Origin of the sequence: Neobacillus drentensis (assembly GCF_036965645.1) — a bacterium.
Taxonomy (GTDB): domain Bacteria; phylum Bacillota; class Bacilli; order Bacillales; family Cytobacillaceae; genus Neobacillus; species Neobacillus drentensis_D.
The window spans coordinates 2,433-5,633 of record NZ_JBALPZ010000243.1 but is presented as its reverse complement, the minus strand read 5'-3'; the positions used below and the strand labels follow the sequence as shown (position 1 = coordinate 5,633).

3 protein-coding genes are annotated in these 3,201 nt (G+C 36.1%); all 3 read left to right on the top strand.

Features of this window, described 5'->3' with window-relative positions; all coding sequences use genetic code 11:
- Window positions 1–433 precede the first annotated feature (433 nt).
- A complete protein-coding gene (locus V7266_RS29590; protein ID WP_335472789.1) occupies window positions 434–871 on the top strand; it encodes a hypothetical protein in 438 nt (145 codons plus the stop codon).
- 80 nt (window positions 872–951) lie between these two features.
- Window positions 952–2,334 carry an AAA family ATPase gene (locus V7266_RS29585; protein WP_335472788.1) on the top strand — a complete coding sequence of 461 codons (1,383 nt, stop codon included), beginning with the start codon at window positions 952–954 and terminating at the stop codon, window positions 2,332–2,334.
- Window positions 2,331–2,930 (top strand): HNH endonuclease signature motif containing protein, encoded by a 600-nt coding sequence (locus V7266_RS29580; RefSeq protein WP_335472787.1) that lies wholly within the window; start codon window positions 2,331–2,333, stop codon window positions 2,928–2,930. The genes V7266_RS29585 and V7266_RS29580 overlap by 4 nt, the downstream gene beginning before the upstream one ends.
- Window positions 2,931–3,201 lie beyond the last annotated feature (271 nt).

Sequence of the window (3,201 nt, the reverse complement as noted above, 5' to 3'; positions counted from 1 at the left end):
AAAATATGCAAGTTTTTATGCACTACTTGCGTATTTTAGGCTCTTTTTACATTCATAATATATACTGCCGTTTATGGCATTTTTTAATTGCCAAATACACCCTTTCAACATTTTGTTTAATGGTGGTCGAAAAACCATAAAAGCTAATAAGTCTTTGCTCCACTTAAGGAGCATCCCTCCCAATAAAAAATCGGGTCGGCATGGCATGTCAGAGAAAGAAAAAAGCCAAGAATACCTTCCGAATTATTAGTAACTTAAATTGAATCATTATGGATGTCTGCTGTTTTAGTCAGGGTAGGTTTCTAGTAAGATTGGGCCCTCAAATGGGTTTTTTTAATGTTTCTATTATTAATTGCTCTTACAGGTACCAGCGTACCAACTTTTCCAAAAGTTATATATAATGATGGAGGTGGATGTAAAGGGGAGATAAGAGATGCAGTTATTATATCTATGGGTTGAGGCATTTAAGAACATCAAAAGGGAAGGTTTCTCTTTTTCTGCAAGTCATGAATGCAATCTTGAACAAGAACAAGATCATTTGGTTCAATCATTCAGGATAACGGAAAAGAAAAACGATGTTAACATTTTCGGTCCAAAGATGAAATCCGTTACTGGCATCATCGGGGAAAATGGAAGTGGGAAAACAAATATTTTAGATTTGATAGGAATGAAAGTAAACCAGCGTTCGTTTGTAAAGGATGCCAAATACTTTATGTTATATAAACAGTCTAAAACGAAATATGTAATTGAGGGTAAAGGCATAGATGTTATCCGTCCAATCCTGCGAGGCATAATTATTACACCTGGCTTTCAGGAAATATACAGTCTTTTAGTGCGATATGATGAGGGGACAGGCACTTTTACGTTTTAAGATTTCTTAATACTGCGGAGAGGGAGCATCACAGCCTTAAAGTTTTATCTTCTAAAAACCAACAAGACAGTCATCCTTTAGTGAGTCCTCATGATATCTTAGAGGCTAGCCATTTATTTGAACGGATAACATTACAGCCTTTGAGCGTTGGATATTATCCGAAATACAAGATCCTAGTTGAGTTCAATAGGGATAAGGATGAAGATAAACGTCTCTTTAACGCCAAGGATCGTGTCTTTGTAAAAATCAGGTCAGCCATTCAATACAAAACGGATGAAAAAGATAGGCTACACTTAAAGGTCAATTACGATCGACTTTATAGGAGTGTTGTCAAGCGGTTGAATACTGCTTCCAATGATGAGGATGTCCCTCCCGAGACAAGGAAATTTCGTTGGATTATGTTTTTACATGAAGATTATCTTCATTTCACCTGGCATTCTCTTATTGTTCATATGAGAGGGAATGGTTCAACTGAAGAGGAGATTTTGGAATTAAAAAAAGAAATTGAAAGTGTGGAAGTTGAAAATAACGAGGAACGGTCTTATTATGAGAAATTGCTGGAACGCTTAATTAGAGAGGTTGGAAACCGGCTAGAATACAATCGGAAGGGAGAAAATGTGTTCTTTCAGGCTTATCAAGTGTTGATTTCGCTCTTACATAACATCCCTTCGGAATTTTTCCATGATTATTTGATTGAAATTGCAATAAGCGATGAGGAACTGGATGCAATAAGTGAATTACTAAAAACACTGGATAGCGAGTATTTAAAAAAAGATTTTCCGGATTTCCTGAAAAGGATTCTAAGTGTGGACTTTTATCCATTCAGTTCAGGAGAAGAGGCTTATTTGGACTTATTTGCTACGCTGTACCAAGGGGTTACTTTTGACACTGAACATGACAAGAAAACTCTATTAATCTTGTTGGATGAGCCAGACCGATTCATGCATCCAGAATGGTGCCGTTTATTTTTCTCGGCATTTAAACAATTTCTCGAACGTATATCAGGCGGCTACAGAGATTATCAAATTGTTTTTACGACTCATTCCCCTTTTCTTATTTCAGATTTACCGAATTCTCATGTCATTACATTGAAAAAAAATCCCCATTCAGGAAATTGTATGGTAATACGAGATAGTTTACAAACCCAAACATTTGCCAGCAATATTCATACGGTACTGGCAGATAACTTTTTTCTGGATTCTACTATGGGAGAATTGGCCATTCAAAGTATAAATCATGTTATTAAGCGTCTAAGTAGCCGACGGTCTTTGAAAGAGAAAGAAAGACAAAGAATCGTTGCCTTAATTGAGCAAATTGGTGAACCTATCGTTCAGGCACAATTAATTGAGATGTATAATGCAAAGGTGCCACAGGATAGAGAAGAGCGGCGTAGAATGCTGTTGGAACAACAAAGAAAAATTCAATTAGAACTTCAATCGTTAGAACATGGAGAAGATGTATGATACCCATAACCCATCCACTGTTGTTACAATTCGCCTATCAGCATTATGAGGCGGTCGAAGACCAATTAAAATCAGATGGTAGCTATAAAACTGTTAGCAAGTGGTTTGAAAAGAATGGACTGGGAATGAGTTTAAAAGAGGCTATTATGGCTTCTGTTCCTTTAATGGAAAAGATGATAGAAGCGTATGATGGAACAACTGCGACCACCCATTTGAAGGATATGTATAAGGAACGCTTTTCATTATCTGGAAGATCGTTAGGGAATAAAAAATATACTGCAGCTCGCTTGGTTGAAAACTTAGGGATTAAAGTATGCCCATACTGCAACAGGAATTACATAAATAATGTTCCTACACAGAAAAAAGTGAAAAGAACATCCGAATTGGATCATTTTTTCAGCAAGGATAAATATCCTTTTTTGGCTATGTCATTTTTTAATCTAGTTCCTGTATGTCCAAGCTGTAATCTGCTTAAACATAAGTTTGATGTATCCGCTTCTCCGTATGATTTTAGAATCCCTTGGGATGATGCGGTGCGTTTTAACTACGGAATAACTGATGCCGATTTTTTAAAGATGAGCGGAAAGTCTATGTAAAGGTAAAAATTTCCGAACAGCTTGAGGAAAATTTCGATGTACTTCACCTTAGGAGTCAATATGCCATGCATAATGATTTAGTGCATGAGTTACTTATTAAAGGGGTTATGTATAGTCCAAAGCAACTGGATGAATTTATGAAGAAGTTTTCTGGTCTGTTTCGAAGTAAAAAAGAAATGATGCGTATTATATATGGAAATTATTTGGAGGATTATGAAACTGGAAAAAGACCATTAAGTAAATTGACCAAGGATATAGTAAATAGATTATA

Bases quoted from the DNA above. Each gene is read 5' to 3' on its own strand.
- V7266_RS29590 (WP_335472789.1), top strand. From the start codon at position 434: ATGCAGTTATTATATCTATGGGTTGAGGCATTTAAGAACATCAAAAGG.
- V7266_RS29580 (WP_335472787.1), top strand. From the start codon at position 2,331: ATGATACCCATAACCCATCCACTGTTGTTACAATTCGCCTATCAGCAT.